Origin of the sequence: Mesorhizobium sp. M1A.T.Ca.IN.004.03.1.1 (assembly GCF_003997555.1) — a bacterium.
Taxonomy (GTDB): Bacteria; Pseudomonadota; Alphaproteobacteria; order Rhizobiales; family Rhizobiaceae; genus Mesorhizobium.
Genome location: NZ_RZTV01000498.1, coordinates 1 through 263, shown reverse-complemented (window position 1 = coordinate 263; position 263 = coordinate 1). Strand labels below are relative to the sequence as shown.

Sequence of the window (263 nt, the reverse complement as noted above, 5' to 3'; positions counted from 1 at the left end):
AACGCGCTGATCGCCATGATCAAGGAGATTGGCGGCGACCTCGAATTCATCGGCTCGCCCACCGGCCTCAAGGAAATGGGCAAGGGCGCCTTTCCCGAAGCCGATGTCTTCAGCCGCTTCATGTTCCGCAAATGGTTCCGCAAGACCATGTGCATGGGCGCCGCAATCCATGAGACCGGCGGGGCGCGCATGGGCGAAAACCGGCAAGCCTCTGTGCTCAATCCCTACAACCAGGTCTGGGATGCCCCGAACCTCATTGTCAC

General features: G+C 60.5%; 1 protein-coding gene. It reads left to right on the top strand.

Going from position 1 to position 263, the window contains the following annotated elements; all coding sequences use genetic code 11:
- On the top strand, window positions 1-263 hold a 263-nt coding region (locus tag EOD29_RS32615), incomplete at both ends, for a GMC oxidoreductase (protein ID WP_245475509.1).